This is a genomic window from Hallella colorans (assembly GCF_003096815.1).
Taxonomy (GTDB): Bacteria; Bacteroidota; Bacteroidia; order Bacteroidales; family Bacteroidaceae; genus Prevotella; species Prevotella colorans.
In genome coordinates this window covers 23,583-45,065 of the sequence record NZ_QENY01000001.1, presented here as the reverse complement: position 1 = coordinate 45,065, position 21,483 = coordinate 23,583, and the positions used below count along the sequence as shown (strand labels likewise).

Genomic DNA, 21,483 nt, shown 5'->3' with positions numbered 1-21,483 from the left:
TATGAAAAAGAAGAAACTAATTCGTGTAACCACGGCCGACATCAGTCTGGACTCGCTGCTAAGGGGGCAACTCAAATATCTCAATCAATATTATGAGGTGGTGGGGGTAGCTAAAGACACTGGTGTGCTCGACGAGGTTGCTGCGCGAGAGGGCATACGGGTTATTGACGCTCCTTTGGAACGACCTATCAGTATAGGCAAGGATATCAAGGCCTTGTGGTTTTTGTGGCGACTTTTTAGGCGCGAAAAGCCGTGGTGCGTACATGCCAACACGCCCAAAGGGTCACTGTTGGCTATGGTGGCTGCATGGGTCGCACGCGTGCCGAACCGTATATACACCGTGACGGGGCTGCGCTACCAAGCCACGACCGGCATGCTGCGCACTATATTGAAGACGATGGAACGCGTGACATGTTGCTGCGCCAACCGTGTCATACCCGAAGGCGAAGGCGTGAAACGAGCGTTGAGGGAGGACAGAATCACGGGGAAGCAACTACAAGTGGTACATCATGGTAACATCAATGGGAAGAACACTTCTTACCTGTCACGCGAGGTCACGAGCGAGTTGTTGCGAGCAGAGAACAAGGAAACTCGGTTGATGGAGGATGCCACGCCCTTTGACGGGCGCAGGTATATGCGCCAAAAGTTGGGATATACAGACCATGATTTCGTTTTTATCCTTATTGCCCGCATGGTGAGAGACAAGGGCATTAACGAGTTGGCGGAGGTGATGAGCCGATTGGTGAGGCATTCCGCAGACCTGCCACGGCAACCCAAGCTCCTGATTGTGGGAGAAAAGGAGGTGCAAAGCGGTGGCAACATTACTCCGGAGGCACAACGTTTTTTGAGCGATTCCGCCGCCGTGTTCTATGCAGGACTCCAAAAAGATGTGCGCTCCTACCTGCTTGCGGCCGACGCGTTGGTGTTTCCGAGTTACAGGGAGGGTTTCCCCAATGTACCCATGGAGGCGGGAGCGATGGAGTTGCCTTGTATCGTCACCAACATCAATGGCTGCAACGAGATCATCATTGATGGTGAGAATGGTGTCATCATCCCAGCGCCGGTCGATCGTCACGGCCATCTCATACAGTTTGCCTCGGACGACCCACAAGCAGACGGTTTCTCCTCGCCCATGGCAAAGGCACTCTACCAATCAATGTGCAATTTTATCAAGAACGCTGACAATACCAACAGAATGGCCGCCAACAGTAGGAGGTTAATCCAAGAACGCTATGAGCAGCGTGATGTGTGGGAGGCGTTAAGGCAAATGTATGCTGGGTTATGATTCGCAAAAATTCCTGTGTGAGGGACGAAACTACATAAAAGTATCCCTCATACAGGGATTTTGGGGAAATTCATGAGTCAGGCTACTACCCATTCTCATCGAAAACTGGTTTTGCTCAGCGCATAGACCAAGCGTTGGACTAACCATAGAGGATTAACCATTGTGTTAGGCCAAGTTTCCTTGTAAACCTAATTTTGAATGTTGTAGCAAGGAGGTAAGTGTGGCCATGATAAAACTTCAAGCATTATGTATCAATATTTCTTCAAACGCATTTTGGATTTTTGTATTGCACTTACCGTTCTTGTATGCATCTCTCCTTTATTGCTGATAGTCACTGTATGGCTGCACTTTGCCAACAAGGGTGCCGGCGTATTCTTTCTCCAAGAACGACCGGGTTGGAAAGCAAAAATATTTAAGGTTATCAAATTCAAGACAATGACAGATGAAAGAGGTGCTGATGGTGAGTTGCTGCCCGATGCACAACGCCTCACTTCTGTAGGACGATTCGTACGCTCTACCTCAATAGATGAACTGCCGCAGCTCATCAATGTGTTGAAGGGTGATATGGCACTCATCGGTCCCCGTCCTCTCTTGCCCCAGTACCTTCCTCTTTATTCCGAAAAGCAGGCCCGTCGCCATGAGGTCCGACCTGGAATTACGGGGTGGGCACAATGTCATGGTAGAAATGCTATTTCATGGTCGCAGAAGTTCGAGTATGATGTTTGGTATGTGGATCATGTGTCGTTCATCACTGATACCAAGGTTGTTCTTAACACTATTAAAACAGTATTCCTGCGTAGTGGAATTTCTCAGGAGGGCAATGCAACGATGGAGCCCTTCAATGGCCATAATTAGATATTATCATTATGAAAGAAAATATATTAATAACCTCTGTCGGACAACGTGTTGTCTTGACAGAGATTTTTCAGAAGTCAATCAAGGAGCTTGGGCTACATTCAAAAATATACAGTGCAGATCTTAATCCTTCGATGGCACCAGCAGGTTTTATTTCAGATCATTGCTTTCCTATTTGCCGATGTACCAAGCCTGAATATATCGAAGAGCTCATAGCTCTTTGCAAAAAAAATGATATTGGTATCATTGTACCAACGATTGACACAGAGCTTCTTGTTCTTTCTCAGCATGAAATGCAATTTAGAGAAGAGGGTATTCAAGTGATGGTTTCGGCACCTGACTTTATAAAAATGTGTCGTGATAAACGCAAAACAATGGTTTTATTTGACAGTTTAGATATTCACTATCCGCGATTGTTAGACAAGCACGCCCCTGTGTTTCCCATGTTTGCAAAGCCATACGATGGTTCGCTCAGCACTAATCTCCACATTATTCGAAAGCCGGAGGATCTGACATCAGATATCCTAAATGATGAGAAGCTCATCTTTACGGAATATATTGATACTGATGATTTCAAGGAGTTTACAGTTGATATGTATTATGGCAAGGATAATTGCGTTAAGAGCATAGTCCCCCGCGAGCGCATCAAGATTCGGGCAGGTGAAATTAACAAAGGAATTACCCGTAGGAATGCTATTGTCAATTATCTTAAGGAGAGGATGGACTATCTTCCTGGAGTTATCGGCACCATTTGTATTCAACTTTTTTATCGTGAAGACGATCATCGTATTTACGGCATAGAGATCAACCCCCGCTTTGGAGGAGGGTACCCCTTGTCGTATTGGGCGCATGCTAATTTTCCAGGTAATATTATTCGTGAGTATTTGCTTGGCGAAGATATTGATTACAGTGAAGAATGGACTTCCAATACGTTAATGTTACGTTATGATAGGGAGGTGATCGTATATGATGCTCAGTAAGGTAGTCGTGTTTGATTTGGACGATACGTTGTACAAAGAAATTGAGTTCCTCAAGTCAGCCTATCATGAAATTGCTCGGACGGTGAATGTCCCTGAGGCTTACGATATTATGATTAAAGCCTATTTAGCTGGAGAAAATGCTTTTGAAAAGGTAATTGAGAATTGTAACTTGTCCCAAACAGTAGCAGATTTGCTGAAGATCTATCGTAATCATAAACCGTTAATTTTTCTTTCGAAAGATGCATGTACGCTGTTGAAGTCTTTATACGAGAGGAGTATTCGGATGGGTATCATCTCTGATGGTCGGAATACTCAGCAGTGGAATAAAATTTATGCATTACATTTGTTGGATTTCATCGATCGTGAAGACATCCTTATATCAGAAGAATCAGGTTATACCAAGCCTGCATACCAACCATATCTTTATTTCATGCGAAAGTATCCTGGAGCACATTATGTCTATGTAGGGGATAATTTAAGGAAAGATTTTATCGCACCTAACATGCTTGGGTGGGTAACCTTTTGTCTGAAGGACAATGGCATGAATATTCATTCGCAGACAGTAGAAGTGCCGGAGGTAAATCTGCCGTCAATGATGGTAGACAGTCTTGCGCAAATAGTGCCATTAGTCTAAATCGGAAAAGTGAATAGCAGGATGTTCGTAAAGCGTGTTAAGGATCGGCAAATCATAATGCAAAGGTTATTTTTGATAGCCCCTTATCTTTTGGTGTAGCACATTTGAAGAAACAAAAACAATAAATATGAAACCTGAAAAACGTATTATTCTTTGCCTGGCTCACATGTCGGGCAATGAGCAAAAGTATATCAAAGAGGCATTCGACACCAATTGGGTGGTGCCGTTGGGCCCGAATGTGAATGGATTTGAGGAAGACTTGAAGCGGTTTGTCGCATCCACCGTCCCCTCTGGCAGGAGGGGGGAGAGTAAACCGGAGAAGACGGATAAAAGAGATGCTTGTACCGTGAGAGATTTCTCAGAGGAGGATTATCCCCAGAGTATCGAGCCGCATGAGAACAACCCAGAGAGGTTGTGGCAGGAGGGTGACGACCGGTTGAAGGACAAGCAGGTGGTAGCGTTGGCTTCAGGTACGGCGGCCGTGCATCTGGCGCTCATCGGCGTGGGTGTCAAGGCCGGCGATGAGGTCATTTGCCAGAGCTTCACCTTTTGTGCCTCATCCCACCCCGTGACATATCTTGGTGCCACGCCAGTGTTTGTCGATTCCGAGCGCGACACGTGGAATATGGATCCGGAACTGTTGGAGACTGCCATCAAGGACAGGATGAAAAAAACGGGCAAAAAGCCTAAAGCCATTATCGTGGTGCATCTTTATGGCATGCCAGCCAAGATGAGAGAGATTATGGCCGTGGCAGATAAACATGGCATACCAATCGTGGAAGATGCCGCCGAGGGGCTTGGCTCGCGTTACGATGGTAGGGCGTGCGGCACTTTTGGGCAATATGGCGTGCTCAGCTTCAACGGCAATAAGATGATCACCACGTCGGGTGGGGGGGCGTTGGTTTGCCCCGACGAAGCGGCTCGTAACAACATCATGTTCTATGCCACCCAAGCCCGGGAGGGCTATCCCTACTACCAGCACGAGAAAATTGGTTACAACTATCGCTTGAGCAACATTTGTGCCGGTATCGGTCGTGGGCAGCTGACTGTGCTTGACGAGCACGTGGCCCATCACCGCAGGTTGGCCAAGTTGTATGCCAACGCTTTCAAAACAATGGACGGCATCACCTTTCATGACAACCCTTCCCCTTTGTCAGATTCTAATTTTTGGCTCAACACCATCACGATAGACCCTGACGTGAAAGTCAAGGGCATGGAAAACGCTTACAACACGGTAGTGAAAAGTGCCGTAGGGGGGGCGGCTGGCGTAATACACTATGTGGATAAGGCGCGCACCGACTGTGAGCCGAACGACAATGTTGAAGCAATGCGTGTATGGCTCGACCAAGCAAACGTAGAAAGCAGGCCGCTTTGGAAACCCATGCACAAACAGCCTTGCTACGCAACAGCGCCAAGTTACACCAACGGCGTGAGCGAATCGCTGTTCAAAGTGGGGCTTTGCTTGCCATCAGGCCCACTCGTAACAGAGCAGGACGCGGCGTTTATAGTGACGAAGATTAAGGAGGCAATAGGTTAACGACTTGTTTATGCGTGCGCACGGCCCATTTCGTAAGTCGTATAGCTTGCTTCTCCATAGACTTTTTTTCTTTTATTTCCCACAATCCCAAGCTTTGTTCCTAAAATTCATGAAAATAATTTTAGGAACAAAGCTTGGGATTGTCATAAGCATTACTTAAAAGTTATGTTTATATGGCCTATCATGGAGTATTTTTTGTAACTTTGCTCGCCAAATAACAGGAAATTGAACAATGGTTTCTATAGATAACTTGAAGGTGGAATTTGGTGTTCGCCCACTATTCCAAGATGTTAATTTCGTGATAAACGAGCGCGACCGCATAGCGTTGGTGGGCAAGAATGGAGCGGGAAAATCCACTATGTTAAAAATACTTTGTGGTTTGCAAAAGCCCACTTCAGGCTCTGTTTCCATTCCCAATGATGTCACGATAGGCTACCTGCCGCAGGTGATGAAACTTGCCGATGATACCACTGTGTACGAAGAGACGCGCAAGGCGTTTTCTCGTCAGGCGGTCATGAAAGCCAAATTGGAGAGCATGCAACGCGAGATGAGCGAGCGAACCGATTATGAAAGTGACGAATATTTGGCGCTTGTGGATAGGTTCGCACAAGAACATGAGCTGTATATGATGATGGGAGGCGAAAACTATGCGGCCGAGTTGGAGCGCACGCTTATAGGCTTAGGCTTCACGCCCGACGATTTTGACAGGCCCACCCGAGAGTTTTCGGGCGGCTGGCGCATGCGCGTGGAGCTGGCGAAGATTTTGCTGCGCAAGCCCGACGTGTTGCTACTTGACGAGCCTACCAACCACCTTGACATCGAAAGCATACAGTGGTTAGAACGATTTCTTGAGCAGAGCGCCAAGGCAGTGGTGTTGGTTAGCCACGACCGCGCGTTTATAAACAACGTGACAAATCGGACAATAGAGATAACGTGCGGTCACATAGAAGACTATCGGGTAAGCTATGATCATTACATGGTGTTGCGGCAAGAGCGCCGTGAGCAGCAATTGCGAGCTTACGAGAACCAGCAAAAAGAGATTGCCGACACCCGGGCGTTTATAGAGCGGTTTCGCTACCAAGCCACCAAGGCCGTGCAAGTGCAACAACGCATCAGGCAATTGGAGAAGATTGTGCCCGTAACCGTCGACGATGTTGACAACAAAGCCATGCACCTGAAGTTTCCACCATGCCTGCGTTCGGGCGACTTCCCGGTGATATGCGACGAGGTGAGAAAAGACTACGGCTCACACACCGTTTTCGACCATGTCACGTTGACTATCCGCAGAGGCGAAAAAGTGGCCTTCGTGGGCAAGAACGGGGAGGGCAAGTCCACTCTTGTAAAATGTATAATGGGGGAGATACCCTTCACTGGAAAACTCAAGGTGGGGCACAATGTCCAGATAGGTTACTTCGCGCAGAACCAAGCGCAGTTGCTTGATGAGAATGTCACTATTTTCGATACCATAGACCGTGTAGCCACGGGCGAGATGCGATTGAAAATAAACGATTTGCTTGGCGCGTTCATGTTTGGCGGCGAGACATCGGACAAGATGGTTAAGGTGCTGTCTGGTGGCGAGCGTTCTCGATTGGCCATGATTCGTCTCTTGCTTGAGCCGGTCAACCTGTTGATACTCGACGAGCCTACCAATCACCTCGACATGCAGTCCAAAGATGTGTTGAAAGAGGCCATCAAGGCGTTTGATGGTACCGTGATCGTGGTAAGTCACGACCGCGAGTTCCTTGACGGATTGGTGTCAAAGGTATATGAGTTTGCGGGGGGCAAGGTGACGGAGCACCTTGGTGGCATATACGATTATCTGCGATCTCACAACGCCGAGACCATCCATGAGGCTATCGCGGATGCGACAACGAGCAAAGCCGAGCCCAAGGAGGCTCCCGAGGACGTATCTGCTGATACCAAGCAGAACTATTTGGAACGCAAGGAAAAACAAAAAAAAATCAAGAAAGCCGCTCGTGCGGTAGAGAACTCGGAGAGCAAGATAGCCAGCATGGAGAGACGTCTCAAACAGATAGACCAACTGTTGGCGCTTCCTGAAAACGCTTCGAACATTGAGTTGGTCACCGAGTACACCTCAACCAAAGCCGCTTTGGACAAGGAAAATGACAATTGGATGGCATTATCAGAAAAACTTGAGCAGCTTGAACAATAAGCCATCTCGTTAGTTGGTTGTCTTCTTGACAGTATGTCTATCTTTCATTTTTTTATTTTAGATATTAATATTAACCCTAAAATAGTATGAGAACAAAACAATTCTTACCAATGGCCATGATGTTTATGGCGCCAGTGGTGGGCGTTAACGCCCAGAGTAAGTCTGGATTGGATTTGTCTAATTTGGACAAAAGCGCCAATCCCGCGGACAATTTTTACCAGTTCGCTACCGGTGGATGGCAGGCTTCGCACCCATTGCCAGCCGCTTACAGCCGTTATGGCAGTTTCGACATGCTTCAGGAGAATGTCAACAAGCAAGTGAACACCATCCTCACAGACCTCGCAAAAAAGAAATACAAGGATGGGACGACAGAAAAAAAACTAAGCGATTTTTATAAGCTCGCGATGGATATCAAGCGGCGTAACCAAGAGGGCGTCGCTCCAGTAAGACCGCTCTTGGACGAGATTGAGTCCGCGACAAGCCTTGACGCATTGAGAAACTTACAGTTGAAATATGCCAAATTTGGTTACGGCGTGCCTTTCAATTCTTATTTTGGCGCAGATGAGAAAAATGTTTCGATGAACATTCTCAATCTTGGTCAGGGTGGCTTGACACTCGGACAGAAAGATTGGTACGTGAACACAGACTCCGCTACCGTAAGCGTAAGGGAGGCATACAAGAAGCATATTGCCCGCATGTTTACACTTTTCGGTTTCCCGCAAGCCACGGCCGAGCGCAAAAGCAAAGACGTGTTCCGCTTTGAGACCATGCTTGCGCTGATCTCAAAGAGCAACGTGGAGCTTCGAGACCCCAAGGCCAACTACAACAAGATGACATTGAAGCAGTTTGACGAGCGCTATCCCAACATCGGTCTTGTCAAACTTTCGGAGGCCGAGGGTGTCGACACCAAGTATATCCAAGAGATGGTAGTAGGCCAACCGGCTTTTTTCGAGGGCTTGGACAAGATAGTCGCGCTGCTCACTGCAGACGAACTTAAAGCTCTGATGGAATGGGATGTCATCATGAGCGCCGCGTCATATTTGAGCGATGAAGTGCGCGAGGCCAACTTTGATTTCTTCGGCAAGACAATGAAGGGCCGCAAAGAAGACTACCCTCTCTGGAAACGCGCCACCAACCAAGTGGAGAACGCCATGGGCGAGGCACTTGGAAAAATGTATTGCGAGCGCTATTTCCCAGCGTCGAGCAAGAAGATGATGGAAGATTTGGTGCGCGATTTGCAGGTTAGTCTTGGCCAACGCATTGACGCACAGGTATGGATGAGCGACTCCACGAAAGCCAACGCACATGCCAAGCTCGACAAATTTTACGTCAAAATAGGCTATCCAAATAAATGGACCGACTACACCAAGCTAACTATCGACCCCTCCAAGAGCTATTACGAGAATGTGTTAGCCACACGCCTTTTCGAGCATGACAAGCACATTCGCGAGAAGGCTGGCAAGCCAGTGGATCGCGACGAGTGGTTCATGACGCCGCAAACCGTCAACGCCTACTACAATCCCACCACCAATGAGATATGCTTTCCAGCGGGAATTTTGCAACGCCCATTCTTTGATCCCAAGGCAGACAAGGCTTTCAACTATGGAGCTATCGGCGTGGTTATTGGCCACGAGATGACTCATGGATTTGATGATCAGGGGCGGCAATATGACGCGGATGGCAATCTGCACGACTGGTGGACAGCTCAAGACGCCAAGGGATTTGAACAGCGCGCCAAACTATACGCCGACTTTTTTGACGCCATTGAGGTGTTGCCAGGTCTCCATTCCAACGGCCGTTTCACGCTTGGCGAGAACCTTGCTGACCACGGAGGACTGCAAGTGGCATACAACGCTTTCAAAAACGCCACCAAAAAGAAACCGCTCAAGACAGCCGATGGATTTACGCCAGACCAGCGTTTCTTCATCGCCTACGCTGGAGTGTGGGGCCAAAACATCACAGACCAAGAGATACGAAATCGCGTGAAAAGCGATCCCCATGCCCTTGGCAAATGGCGTGTCAATGGCGCCCTGCCTCATATAGACGCTTGGTATGACGCTTTCAACGTGAAAAAAGACAATAAAATGTATATACCACAAAACGAAAGGCTCCAACTCTGGTAAGCCCAAACCTGTTTGAGAAACCGTTATGCGAAGGGTGCGAATGTTAAAATTCGCGCCCTTTTTTACTGAATGCGGTATAGTTTTCGTAACTTTGCCATCGCATACAAGTTCTTTCCAAAATGCCGTTAAGATTACCAGATAGACTTCCAGCCATCGAGATTCTGAAAAAGGAAAACATTTTCGTGATGAACGAAAGTCGCGCTCACACACAGATGGTACGCCCATTAAAGATAGTAGTGCTCAATCTCATGCCACTTAAGATTACGACAGAAACCGATTTGATAAGGCTTTTGTCCAACACCCCATTACAAATGGAGGTCAATTTTATGAAGCTCAAGAGCCACACGCCCAAGAACACGCCCATTGAACACATGATGATGTTCTACAAAGACTTTGACATTCTGAGACGCCAAAAGTGGGATGGACTTATCGTGACGGGTGCACCCATCGAGCTGTTGGAATTTGAAGACGTGGAATATTGGCAAGAGATTACAGAGATTTTCGATTGGGCGCGCACCCATGTTACGTCCACACTCTATATCTGTTGGGCTGCCCAAGCTGCCCTTTATCATTTTTACAACATTCCGAAATACCGATTGCAAGAGAAGATGTTTGGCGTTTTTCGCCAATATCCGCTTGTACACGACCTGCCTATTTTCCGAGGTTTCGACGATTTCTTTATGATGCCCCACAGTCGGCATACAGAGATCAGGCGACAAGATATAGACCAAGTGGCAGATTTGAAAATTATTGCCGAGTCGCCAGACAGTGGCGTGAGCATGGTGATGGCACGCCGTGGCCGTGAGTTTTTCTTTACCGGGCACTTGGAATATGCTCCCGACACATTGGACAAAGAGTATAAACGCGACATGGGAAAGCGTGATGACGTGCCCATGCCCAAGAATTATTATCTTGACGACGAGCCCGACAAGGGCCCTTGGGTGTCTTGGAGATCGCATGCCAATCTCCTGTTCTGCAACTGGATAAATTATTATGTCTATCAAGAGACACCTTATAATATTAACGAGATTGTGTAATGCTTGTGCCAATATAAACATGATGATATGACATTTGAAAGATTTCATCACGTCAGTGATGGCATATTGAAACATCAAGATAACGGTAGGGCGAAACAAAAAAAATACGGAGAAAAAATATTTTTTGCCATTTAAATGCCCACTTATAATGTGAAAAATCGACAAGATGCGTAGATTAGAACTTCTTGCGCCAGCCAAAAATTTAACCTGTGGCATGGCTGCCATCGATCATGGAGCCGACGCGGTATACATTGGGGCCGACAGATTTGGCGCCAGAGCCGCCGTGGGCAACACTGTCGATGACATCAAGACCCTTTGCCACCATGCCCATCAATATGGCGCGAGGGTGTACGTCACCGTCAACACCATCATTTACGAAGACGAGTTGGAAGACACTCGACAACTCATAGAGCGGCTTTCTGCCATCAGGGTGGACGCCATTCTCGTGCAAGACATGTGTACGATCGGCATACGCCAAGCCGCGTTAAACAGTGTGGGGCGCGCGCCCATGCTTCATGCGTCTACGCAGTGCGACGTGCGCACGGTCGAAAAAGTGAGCTGGCTGAGGTCGCTTGGCTTCTCAAGAGTGGTCCTCGCTCGCGAGCTGACATTGGAAGAGATACGCCACATCCATCAGTCGGTGCCCGACATGGAGATAGAAGCCTTTGTTCATGGCGCGCTGTGCGTGAGCTATTCGGGCGTGTGCTATGCGTCGCAGCGATGTTTCGACCGCTCTGCCAACCGTGGGGAGTGCGCCCAGTTTTGCCGCATGCCATTCGATTTGATAGACGCGAATGACCAAATGATCGAGGAGGGAAGGCATCTTTTGTCACTCCGGGATTTGAGCCAGATAGACAGTTTGGAAGAATTGGCTAACGCCGGTGTCACCTCTTTTAAAATAGAGGGCCGACTGAAAGATGTGGGATATGTGAAAAACGTGGTTTCCGCGTATAGCCAGAAACTAAACAAGCTAATAGACCGTCGGCCTGATGATTTTCGCAGATCGTCTCTTGGACGGGTGGATTATACTTTCACGCCAAACTTGAGCAAGACGTTCAATCGTGGATTTACTGATTATTTTCTCCATGGCAGGCATGCCGACATCGCCTCGTTTGACACGCCCAAGGCGTTGGGCGAATGCGTCGGGCGGGTGAAGGAGGTGCGCGCCGATTCTTTTAACGTCTCCGGCACAGCCTCGTTCAGCAATGGCGATGGGTTGTGTTTCTTGAATGACGCACGCCATTTGGAGGGTTTCAGGGTGAACCGGGTGGTTGGCAACCGCTTGTTCCCGTTTAAAATGCCCAATGGCTTGAGACCGGGTACCACGCTCTATCGCAACAATGATGAGGCGTTCAACAAACTTATGAATAGCCATACGGCACGGCGCGATATACTTGTCGACATGGCATTCGAGACCATTACCGATGGGTTTAAGCTACGTCTATCGTTTGACGTGGGAGGCGGAGAGCCGAGTGTCACTGCCGCGTCTACGGTGACTTTTGCCCATCAGGTGGCCAAAACGCCACAGGTGGATAACATCAGAAAGCAATTGACCAAACTCGGCAACACGCCCTATACATGTCATGACCTGCAAATCAGCACTGAGGCGGCGAGTTTGTTTGTGCCATCAAGTTTGCTCTCTGACCTAAGGCGAAAGGCTGTGGACGCTTTGATGGAAACGACGCTCGCTTGGCACGAACAAGAACATAAGCGGAAGATGCTTGGCGCGTTGGCGGTCGAAAGCTCTGCAACTGCCAAGGCATGGCAACCCGCATACGAGAAGTACACCTATCTCCACAACATATCCAACCATGAGGCCGCAAAATTTTATGCGGATCACGGATTGGCGAAAGTCGATATGGCGCTCGAGGTTGACACCAACCGCCGCGATGCCATCGTGATGCAGTGTAGACACTGCTTGCGCTACAGCTTAGGGCATTGCGTCAAATATGGAGGAAGCGCACCCAAATGGCACGAGCCTCTCTATATACGGATGGGCGACGGAAGACGTTTTCGGCTCGAGTTTAAGTGTGACATGTGCCAAATGAACATTTATAACGAAAGATAATAGATATGAAAAGATTGCCTTCCCTGCGCCTTTGTATGGTTTGGCTTATGGCGTGCGCGCTTCTCATGCCATTAAGTTCGTGCTACGAACACTACCATCGAGCCAAATTGCCTTTCAATCTCAGTGAGCGTCAGAAAGACTCCCTTTCGTTTTTTTCCACCCACCATTACACTAACAACTACAATTTCATTGTCAAAGACGATAGTTTAAAACTGATGTCGGCAATGCCCGAGGAGCTTATCAGTGGCATGCAGACCGATTCGTTTTTCGTTTACAAGAATGCTCATCTCGTAGTGGCAGACATACGCATACTGCCTGCCGACTCTATAGACTCTGTTTGGGTGCAATTGGCCAACGACACCTCCGCTTTCGGCTGGACACATGAGAACGTAATGCTGAAAAGTGTAGAGCCGGATGACCCTATCTCACATTTTATATCAGAATTTTCAGACACACATGTCATTATATTTATCGTCATTATCGTCATTATTGGGGCTGGCTATTTGTTACGAAGTCTTTTTCGGCGCAACGCGCGTATCGTGCATTTCAATGATGTAGACTCTTTTTATCCCACGTTGCTATGCCTCATCGTGGCCACGGCGGCGGCATTTTATGCTGGCATACAGACTTTCTCGCCACAGATGTGGCAACATTTTTATTTCCACCCAACGCTCAATCCTTTCTCCGTGCCCATGCCCTTGGGTATATTCCTCTCACTGGTTTGGGCCATGCTTTTCGTGGCTTTGGCTGTCGTGGATGACATACGCCACCACTTGCCATTGGGCGAGGCGGTTTTGTACTTGGGTGGCCTGGCGGCGATATGCGCTGTAGACTACATAGTTTTTAGCGTTACATCCTTGTTCTTTGTGGGTTATGTTTTGTTGGTGGCTTATTACTATTTCGCGCTTCACCAATATTTCACAAGAAACCACGCCCATTATATTTGTGGCAAGTGCGGTGCCAAATTGCGCAAGAAAGGCGTTTGCCCTCATTGTGGAGCACTCAACGTTTAAGTGAGCTTGGGCAGATGACGCTCACCACTTTCGAATATGAAAGCGCTGGCATAAAATGAGAAATTACGCTCACACATGGCATCATAAAAACTGGTACATTCTAACGATAATATACTGATCGCTTTCTTTATTTTGTAAAAAAATATAGGATTTAATTGGTGCGTGAGCAAACGTTTGTAAAAAACAAAAATTGCGTTTTTAACCCATTTATTTCCCTTTTCTCCCTATTTTGGCAGTGCTCTTATGTATGACAGTTAATGCTCGTCATGCGTTTGGTACTTAAAGGGCTGTCGTTTAAGGCCTATTTGCCACTCAAATAGCACCTAAACGCATTGTGAATAAGGCTTATTCACGTCACGAATAATGCTTAATGGTGAAGAAGAGTGTTAACATAAAATTTGCCATACCTTTTCGGTCACTTGTAAATGGTTGATTATTTGGATTTTAACAAAACTGCCATTTTAGCTCATTTTAAGCCTAAAGTATGCGTGTTTTGTCATTTTCTTTAAGATTTTAACGACTTGTCAATTATTTTGGTACACAATTATTAAATCGTAATAGTGACATTCTTAAATGGTCTGTGTGTGCCATTTTCTCAAGGATGTATAGCGTGAAAACATTTTAAACATTCGTCCAAGTGGCATGATTGGTTTGCAATGCTTGCGAGCACCATAAATTTACCCGAGATTAATACTTGTTTTTTAACATGATTTTTCATGTAAGAAAGATGACTTTTCTCGTTTATTTTTAGTATTTTTGCAACAATATGGACAAAAAAAACATCTATATAGTTATGAGGAATTTAGTGTGTTGCGTGTTGTTTGCGTTTGCATGCATATTTGCAGGATGCTCTAATAGCGCGAAAAAAGAGTTTAACGCCTTGCTGATAGAGTTGGCCGAGCAGGACAAAACCATTGACAGCGGGGACTGGGCACAGATAGTGACTTTTCTCGATAATAACAAAGCCAATTTCAAGGAATTTTACAAGGATGGGCAGATGGATGTGCAAGAGGTACAAGAATATATCTCCGATTTCTTCGAGCACCGCAGACCACCCTTTGAGGTGACCATTATCGGCCAAGGTCATGACAAGCTCACGTTCCGCTTGTTCATAGAGCGCAGTGGGAGCATGACACCTTACGATAGCAAAGATGGTGACGGATCGTTTCGCTCTACTATCATGTCGCTCCAAAACAGCCTGCCCGGAGATGTGAAAATGGACAGCATTGGGGAAAAAGGATACACTGATTTCAGAAAGATATTTGACAAGGTGCTCAACAAGACTAACAAGGATGAGGTGAGCATTTTGGTAACAGACATGATCTATTCTGTGCGCGACATGGCAAACGTTAATCCCCAAAAAGTGTTCAACGAGGCTGAGGAGATGATAAGTGCCGTGTTCAAGGACGAGGTGAAAAACAAGTCGATGGTTGCCATACGAATGATAGGCTCATACAATGGGCCGTATTATGCGTATGATAACAGTGCGCATCAGTTTGCAGGAAAGCGTCCTTATTACATTCTTGTCGTGGGTTCTAACGAGAATATTAAACGATTGACGCAAGACCCTTCATTACGTTTTTTCTCAGAGATACAAGGCATGAGAGGGTATGACAACATGTGCCTTTTCACGGCAGAGGATCTTTACGAGCCTTACCACTCGTTTTTGTTGACCAACCATGACGTACGAGGCCGATTTAAGCCAGCACATGGACAAGGTTACCAAATAAAGAGTTTGGAAGATGTCAAGCCCGACAAAAACTCGGGTGACGTACAGCTGGTGTTGGCTGTAGACTTGAGTGACATGCTCATAGATCAGCGATACTTGTGCGACAAGGGCAACTATATGGTGGACGCCGACGACGATATCAAAATAAAGGCTATCAGAAAAATAGAGAAAGCAGATATGACACCGGCACAAAAACAATATATTGGTACGGCTACACACCTATTTATCCTGTCGGCAAACCGTATTAATCACGAACAGGATGTGGAGATTAAATTGCTTAATCGTATGCCTGAATGGATTGAAAATTGTACTACGGAGAACGATTTGACGCCCGACTCGAGGTCTACATTCGCGCTCAAATATGTTCTCGGTGGTATATGGAACAGTTATAAGCGATACGCTGATCGTAAGCCGTGCTTTTTTGAGCTTGAATTAAAACTTGACAAATGAAAAATTCAATTTTATTGATTGGGGGAGCCGTGCTAACGGTGCTCTTCATGATTTTCCCGTCCTTGGTGTTTGAGATGGCGGACAGCCAGAGCGAATTTGCCAACGAGATGTACAATGAAAACCATTATTTCGTGGTAGCGGTTATTAGCTCCGTGATGGCATGGGGCGTCGCCGCACTGTTCTATTACGTGATCAATAGCGTGAGCTTCAGTCGTTGGTACCATTGGCTTCTAAGTCTGCTTGCGGTATCTATAGTGGCTCCTGTGGTCAACTATATATATTTGGACGGTGCGCTGTCAATAGACTATTCGGGCAAATTGTTCAATTTCTCCATTATCGATTTTGTGGTAACGGCGGTGCTTTTCATCATCGCCTCGTTTGCTATCAGGTGGTGGAGTGGCAATTGTAGACACACGCCAATACCTGAATGAAATGAAAAAATGAGTTTGGGAGAGAATGACCACAGGCCTTTAGCCGTTAAAAAACGGCTGTAAGCCTATCGTGAAACAGAGCGTTAATAATCCAAACGCAATACCTAAATAATACAATGAGACTATTCTTATTTTTAGTTGGTGGAACCGGATCGCGCGTGATGCGCCCATTGATCATGCAATTTGCGTCGGGCGTACACCCCATGGATGAGCAGGGGAACCCCATTTCGGCAGAAGTAATACCCATTATCGTGGACCCACACAAGGCTAACGAGGACTTGAAACGTACCGAAAACCTGTTACGCTGGTATCGCGATATACGCCGCACGCTTTATGGCGAGGCGGTGGATGTTCCTAAAGGCTTCTTCTCTGTGAAAATATCCACACTCAGTGACATACTTCCCGGAGGCTCAAATCTTAGTGACACGTTCCTGTTTAATCTTGGGGCGGTGGAATCCAAGAAGTTTCAGGATTTTATTTTCTATAACACGCTCGACACGGCTAACCAAGCGTTGTGCTCCATGCTGTTTTCCGACGACCAGTTGCAAACCAAGATGGACATAGGATTTGTGGGCTCTCCCAACATAGGTTCGGTGGCATTAAATCAGTTTAAAGACTCAGAGGAGTTCAGACAGTTTTCTAATGTATTTGGCAAGGACGATTATATTTTTGTCGTCTCCAGCATCTTCGGGGGTACCGGAGCCGCAGGCTATCCCATCATTGTGAAGAATATACGCAATGCCGGCAACAATGCGGCAATCAATAACCGTGGCGATTTGCGCGACGCGAGGATTGGGGCGTTGACAGTACTGCCTTATTTCAATGTGCAACAAGACGAGAAAAGTCCGATAAGCCGGGCAGATTTTATCTCGAAAACAAAATCGGCACTATTCTATTATCATGACAACTTGACGGGACTCACTCAGGGTGGAGTGGATTTGGGCCTGTCAAAAATAAACGCTTGTTATTATTTGGGTGACGAGGTGCCGTCAAATCCTTACTATAACGACCCTGGGGGCAATGGTCAGCGCAACGATGCGCACGTAGTGGAATACGTGGGTGCGCTGGCCGTGATCGACTTTATGGGTATTCCTAAAGACCAAATGGTGACCAAGAATGGCAACGCAAGCAATCCCATTTACAAGGAATATGGATTGAGCAACGATAGAATGTCGCTCACACTCAAAGACTTTGGACTTCGCACTCGAGTTTTGGTAAATAGGCCTATGGCTAAATTTTACTTAGCTTACCAATATCTCACGCATCAATTTAGAGATGATATAGGCAGGGGCTACACGCAGGACAAACCCGAGATACAAAATAGTTTTTTGGCCACAAGCTTCTTTTCTACGCTCACCAACGACTTTTTCGTGGGATATCGCACGTGGCTCAAAGAGCTGGCTGGCAATCAGAGAGCTTTTGTACCGTTCAACCTTAACACCACTCAACTCTCCGATGCCGTGAACGGAGTGGCTCCAAAGAAAAGTTTTTTCAGTGGTGAGATTAATTACAAGACCCTTCTGGGAGCTATGAACAAAGCGTCGCAAACGGCCGTGAAGAATGGCAGGTTTGCATCTGACGAAGTGGCATTACGGCTGATGACACTGCTTGACGAGACACTCGACAAGCTGATCGATGAGAAATACAATGGTTTGATTTAAACGTGAAAGGTTAATAACATAATGTCCAAGATATTATCATATAACAACAAAACTACAGGCGAGGGTTGGATACCCTTGACAAACCAATACTGCGCTGACGAGATAAACATGATCAGCGATCCTAACGGCGGACTGTCGGCGGTGCCGCGCACAGCCATTCCATCTCCATTTGCGCAAATGGACTTGGTGAAAAACGCCTTTAGAAGGTTGGCCGCAAACGCCAATCTCAATGGAGAGCTGATGGATGAGAGGTTGGTTGGCAACGCTTTGGACGTGGCACAACTCTTCTTCAACTTGCCAGAGCTGCAATCAAAATTACATGTAGTGGAGTGGAACAAGACCGGAGCGCTACAACAATTGAAAGCCGACACGCAACACAAACTATTGGGTGACACCATGGAGATGTTTTTGGACCAAGACAAAGAGGCTTTCAATTTTGACCACATGGATCTCCTTTATTTTCTCGTACACGGCAATCAGGTCATTGGATGCACGTCGCCTGTGACACTATTCATGGCCACTCCCAATGCTCGTCCAAACCTTTATACCATTCCTGTGGAGCAAAACGTGAACGTGTTTGACCTCACGCGACCGCTGCACATGCGCGAGCCAAAATTCGTGAAGTATATTTACGCACTCTTCACGGCCTATCCAGAACTGAAAAAAATGTGTGCCGAAGTGAACGCCTACCTCATTACGAGCTTTGGTTTACTCGTACCACAGCTCAGGCAAGAGATTTTGACAAACATTGGCAACCCAGAAACTTTAGACTATGAAAGTAGCGAACGAGCGCTGCAATATCTCAAAGTGAGCTACGCTTTGACCGAGCAGGGAATACAAGCGTTGGGCATTCCGTTCTATTGCGCTCGCAAATCAGATATCCAAGAGGCCATACAAAAAAGCGATTTTCGTATTGAGCCATCCATCGTACCCCACGGCGAGCGATTGCCATTGGTGCTTCAAAACCACTTGAACGCTCCACGAACGTCGCCTTTCAGATATGTCACCAGCGATTGGGACGACCTGACCGTGATCACGCCCCAAGACTATGCGATGGAACCTGACAAACGGATTTTGCCAGCCACGTCGCACCAATATCCTTGGCTTACTGACGACGACTTCTTCCTTCCATCACTTATCAAATTAGACTATACGATGGATAGGGACTGCTTTTTCAATGGCAACATGACACAAGGAAGCAGGGAAACGGACAACAATGATTTTTTGTTGCCTCTTAGCAAAACTTATTTCAAATACTTCACGGTAAATGATTTGTGGGGCACCATAGCCGGACGGCCGCGCTTTGAGATGATACACACGCAGACAGGACGGCAGGAAACTATCAAGGTTATACTGCGCATTCCAGTGCAAAAGCAAGGCGCCTTTGTCACATTGGAGCGCATTTACGTACAGGCCGTGGGCGTGGACATGCGCTATGACAGGGAGAACAACCGAGGTTACTTCCTCACGGTGCCTTTCGCTCTTGGCGTTTTCCCGTTTATCAAGTCAGCAAACCTCAAGCAATACACCGTCCAGCTCATTGACAGAGCTTTGGGATTGTTGGAGAATTGCCGTTTAAATCTTGAGTTTTTCGCATCTAATGACAATGGCGACTTGGAAGCGTTGCCAACGGTGAAGCGTTCCAAAAGCCTGAAAAACGAGAAACGCGTGGGGTCTGATTATTATCGATTGGCAGGAGCTTTCGATTTTGCCAACGTGCAAATTTTTGACGAGCGGGGCAACCTTATGTCTGAGGGAGTGGTATGCCCAAGATGGGCGAGCGACGCCAATGGACATGAGGCATTTACCTTCGCTGTGGATTTTGGCACGACAAACACACATGTTGAGAGCATGCGCCAAGGACAAATGCCTGAACCTCTGACACTAAGTTCTGACGCTAAGGAACGGCTTTTAGCTACCTTGTATAACGGAGAGCACATTTTGTACGATGTCATCATGAAGCAAGAGTTTTTGCCACGCAATATCGGCCATGATTATAGATTTCCACAGCGCACGGTTCTTTCCGAGTCGGAACGGCTTGACGTTGAGAATATTGATGAGATAGTGGCTCTCGGCGACGCGAACATCCCTTTCATTTACGAAAAGGAATCCGTGGGATATGGCAATCGCATTGTGGCTAATCTGAAATGGTCTACAGAGATAGAGACGGCTAAGCGCGTGCGCGCTTACCTCACGGAGCTGGCCCTTTTAATGCGCGCCAAGGTTTTATTGGAAAATGGAGACTTGAGCAAGACACGTCTCATCTGGTTCTACCCATTGGCCATGAAAGTGGGAAACATTCGGAAATTGGGCGAGATGTGGGCAAAAACGTTCAAGGATGTCTTTGGTTTCGAAGCTGACGAACGTCAGTTAATACAGATGCCCGAGTCTGTGGCGCCCTACTATTTCTATCGGGGGTCGAGCCAATTTCGTGGTTCCGCCTCATCGGTGGCATCCATAGATATTGGTGGTGGGTCGAGCGACGTAGTGGTATTCGAGCCTAATGCCCAGCAACCCACTATCTTGACATCGTTTCGTTTCGCCGCCAACGCCATTTTTGGCGATGGATTCTCGGAGGTCCCTCATGGTGATAGCAACCCAATGTTAGCCAAATACGTGTCATATTTTCGTAAACTATTTGACGCTGACGACGACCGCTACGGAGAACTGAACGGTATTCTTGACGACATCATGTCCAAGCGAAAGAGTGAGGACATTAACGCGTTCCTCTTTTCGGTCATACAAAATAAAGTGGTGGCAGGAAACGATGTGTTCTCTTATAACCAAAGGCTGAACGAAGATGGACGTTTCAAAATAGTGTTCATTTATTTCTATTCCACGCTCCTCTACTATGTGGCGTCGATGATGAGACACCGTGGATTGGACAAGCCTCGGTCGGCGATGTTCTCTGGAACGGGATCTAAAATTCTTGATATTGTGGGCAGCCAACGTGAGCTTGACTTGCTGTCTCAAGCGATATTCGAGCGGGTCTACGGTGAAAAGTATGGTGAAGATGGATTCTCTGTGGTCATGGAGCGTAAAGAACCAAAACAGATTACATGCCGCGGAGCATTGATGCAAGTGCGCGACTCGAGTGGATGCGCTAATGTGGAACAACTTAATCAAATGTTGGATGGTTTTGAATCTAACTTGAAATACAACTATTCCACCATTGACCAAGAGCGTCTTACTTACGCTGATATGGACAAAACAGAGGTACGATCGGCCATTGTGGAGTCTGTAAAACAGTTTAACGACTTCTTCTGCACACTCTGCGACGACATTCATGTCGTTGATCGCTTCCTTGTAGACAACCTTTCACTTGCCCGTTTCAAGGAGTTGGTAAACAAGGATTTGGAGCATCACCTGCTCAATGGATGGAACTATATGAACAAGAACGAGCCTGAGCGAAATGCCAATGACACCATAGAGGATGCCGTATTCTTCTATCCAATCATTGGGTGCATACGTGACAATCTCATTGAAAACTTGTAAAAGGCATTATCG

The 21,483-nt window shown here is 46.9% G+C and carries 14 protein-coding genes; all 14 read left to right on the top strand.

The features are described 5' to 3' along the window. Position 1: 1 nt before the first annotated feature. The 14 genes from C7379_RS00160 (at position 2) to C7379_RS00095 (ending at position 21,471) form a co-directional block, all read left to right on the top strand. Positions 2 to 1,285, top strand: coding sequence for a glycosyltransferase family 4 protein (locus C7379_RS00160; RefSeq protein WP_116615595.1), 1,284 nt, complete (start codon positions 2 to 4; stop codon positions 1,283 to 1,285). Between the two features lie 246 nt (positions 1,286 to 1,531). Beyond that, complete coding sequence (locus C7379_RS00155) at positions 1,532 to 2,140, top strand: sugar transferase (protein ID WP_116615442.1); 609 nt, start codon at positions 1,532 to 1,534, stop codon at positions 2,138 to 2,140. A gap of 11 nt (positions 2,141 to 2,151) precedes the next feature. Continuing rightward, positions 2,152 to 3,120 (top strand): ATP-grasp domain-containing protein, encoded by a 969-nt coding sequence (locus C7379_RS00150; RefSeq protein ID WP_116615441.1) that lies wholly within the window; start codon positions 2,152 to 2,154, stop codon positions 3,118 to 3,120. After that, the gene (locus C7379_RS00145) at positions 3,107 to 3,754 is read left to right on the top strand and encodes an HAD family hydrolase (RefSeq protein ID WP_116615440.1); all 648 of its coding nucleotides are present in this window, start codon (positions 3,107 to 3,109) and stop codon (positions 3,752 to 3,754) included. Before C7379_RS00150 ends, C7379_RS00145 begins: the two co-directional genes overlap by 14 nt. Positions 3,755 to 3,881: 127 nt before the next feature. Further along, entirely contained in the window at positions 3,882 to 5,291 is a 1,410-nt protein-coding gene (locus C7379_RS00140; RefSeq protein WP_116615439.1) for an aminotransferase class I/II-fold pyridoxal phosphate-dependent enzyme, read from the top strand. A 232-nt stretch (positions 5,292 to 5,523) separates the two neighbouring features. Then, positions 5,524 to 7,464, top strand: coding sequence for an ABC-F family ATP-binding cassette domain-containing protein (locus C7379_RS00135; protein WP_116615438.1), 1,941 nt, complete (start codon positions 5,524 to 5,526; stop codon positions 7,462 to 7,464). A gap of 110 nt (positions 7,465 to 7,574) precedes the next feature. Further along, positions 7,575 to 9,587 carry a M13 family metallopeptidase gene (locus tag C7379_RS00130; protein WP_419185297.1) on the top strand — a complete coding sequence of 671 codons (2,013 nt, stop codon included), beginning with the start codon at positions 7,575 to 7,577 and terminating at the stop codon, positions 9,585 to 9,587. Positions 9,588 to 9,706: 119 nt separating this feature from the next. Continuing rightward, complete coding sequence (gene metA, locus C7379_RS00125) at positions 9,707 to 10,624, top strand: homoserine O-acetyltransferase MetA (RefSeq protein WP_116615436.1); 918 nt, start codon at positions 9,707 to 9,709, stop codon at positions 10,622 to 10,624. 166 nt (positions 10,625 to 10,790) lie between these two features. Then, positions 10,791 to 12,692 (top strand): peptidase U32 family protein, encoded by a 1,902-nt coding sequence (locus C7379_RS00120; RefSeq protein WP_116615435.1) that lies wholly within the window; start codon positions 10,791 to 10,793, stop codon positions 12,690 to 12,692. Positions 12,693 to 12,697: 5 nt separating this feature from the next. Then, entirely contained in the window at positions 12,698 to 13,705 is a 1,008-nt protein-coding gene (locus C7379_RS00115; RefSeq protein ID WP_116615434.1) for a TFIIB-type zinc ribbon-containing protein, read from the top strand. 793 nt (positions 13,706 to 14,498) lie between these two features. Then, a complete protein-coding gene (locus C7379_RS00110) occupies positions 14,499 to 15,884 on the top strand; it encodes a hypothetical protein (protein WP_116615594.1) in 1,386 nt (461 codons plus the stop codon). Continuing rightward, on the top strand, positions 15,881 to 16,315 hold the full coding sequence (locus C7379_RS00105; RefSeq protein ID WP_116615433.1) for a hypothetical protein: 435 nt from the start codon (positions 15,881 to 15,883) through the stop codon (positions 16,313 to 16,315). The genes C7379_RS00110 and C7379_RS00105 overlap by 4 nt, the downstream gene beginning before the upstream one ends. A 176-nt stretch (positions 16,316 to 16,491) precedes the next feature. Then, positions 16,492 to 17,976 carry a hypothetical protein gene (locus tag C7379_RS00100; protein ID WP_165814997.1) on the top strand — a complete coding sequence of 495 codons (1,485 nt, stop codon included), beginning with the start codon at positions 16,492 to 16,494 and terminating at the stop codon, positions 17,974 to 17,976. A gap of 21 nt (positions 17,977 to 17,997) precedes the next feature. Next, complete coding sequence (locus tag C7379_RS00095; protein WP_116615431.1) at positions 17,998 to 21,471, top strand: hypothetical protein; 3,474 nt, start codon at positions 17,998 to 18,000, stop codon at positions 21,469 to 21,471. Positions 21,472 to 21,483: the final 12 nt, after the last annotated feature.

Coding starts and splice junctions, on each gene's coding strand:
- C7379_RS00160 (WP_116615595.1), top strand. CDS start 2: ATGAAAAAGAAGAAACTAATTCGTGTAACCACGGCCGACATCAGTCTG.
- C7379_RS00155 (WP_116615442.1), top strand. CDS start 1,532: ATGTATCAATATTTCTTCAAACGCATTTTGGATTTTTGTATTGCACTT.
- C7379_RS00150 (WP_116615441.1), top strand. CDS start 2,152: ATGAAAGAAAATATATTAATAACCTCTGTCGGACAACGTGTTGTCTTG.
- C7379_RS00145 (WP_116615440.1), top strand. CDS start 3,107: ATGATGCTCAGTAAGGTAGTCGTGTTTGATTTGGACGATACGTTGTAC.
- C7379_RS00140 (WP_116615439.1), top strand. CDS start 3,882: ATGAAACCTGAAAAACGTATTATTCTTTGCCTGGCTCACATGTCGGGC.
- C7379_RS00135 (WP_116615438.1), top strand. CDS start 5,524: ATGGTTTCTATAGATAACTTGAAGGTGGAATTTGGTGTTCGCCCACTA.
- C7379_RS00130 (WP_419185297.1), top strand. CDS start 7,575: ATGGCCATGATGTTTATGGCGCCAGTGGTGGGCGTTAACGCCCAGAGT.
- metA (WP_116615436.1), top strand. CDS start 9,707: ATGCCGTTAAGATTACCAGATAGACTTCCAGCCATCGAGATTCTGAAA.
- C7379_RS00120 (WP_116615435.1), top strand. CDS start 10,791: ATGCGTAGATTAGAACTTCTTGCGCCAGCCAAAAATTTAACCTGTGGC.
- C7379_RS00115 (WP_116615434.1), top strand. CDS start 12,698: ATGAAAAGATTGCCTTCCCTGCGCCTTTGTATGGTTTGGCTTATGGCG.
- C7379_RS00110 (WP_116615594.1), top strand. CDS start 14,499: ATGAGGAATTTAGTGTGTTGCGTGTTGTTTGCGTTTGCATGCATATTT.
- C7379_RS00105 (WP_116615433.1), top strand. CDS start 15,881: ATGAAAAATTCAATTTTATTGATTGGGGGAGCCGTGCTAACGGTGCTC.
- C7379_RS00100 (WP_165814997.1), top strand. CDS start 16,492: ATGCAATTTGCGTCGGGCGTACACCCCATGGATGAGCAGGGGAACCCC.
- C7379_RS00095 (WP_116615431.1), top strand. CDS start 17,998: ATGTCCAAGATATTATCATATAACAACAAAACTACAGGCGAGGGTTGG.